We start from the raw sequence: 437 nt of genomic DNA on the forward strand, positions 1-437 counted from the left end.
ATGTTGTTATGGTGACTACATTTTACCAAAGAGAGGTGTCTTTTTGTGTGTTTTTTGATAATTATTTATAAGAAGTTTCAATAACCGCAAGGGTTAAACCTGGATATTCAACTGCAAAACTTGAGTTCAGAACGTTTAATTCGGAAAATTCGGCAATCACTATACTTCGGATGAAATTTATATCGTAAGCTATCTGTTGAGCTGTCGTAGCCTTCATAAATCAAAGGAATAGACTTTCCACAATCATCAATAAAAAATACACGGCCATCTTCATCATAGATTAAATCTGTTTCTTTATATTGACGAGTGCGTTCGCCATCTTTCCACATATGACGATTATCAATAATTGCAGTAATTGAACGTCGTTCAATTTTATCAATCAATGGTTTCCCATCATACCCACGATCCGCCATTAAATATTCAGCTCGTTCCGCTTG

The 437-nt window shown here is 35.0% G+C and carries 1 pseudogene; it reads right to left on the reverse strand.

The annotated features are described in order from the left end of the window. Positions 1-107 precede the first annotated feature (107 nt). A pseudogene (locus ACYQ2O_RS12850) lies at positions 108-437 on the reverse strand (transposase); the annotation flags it as partial.

This window comes from Alkalibacterium sp. m-11 (assembly GCF_054658155.1).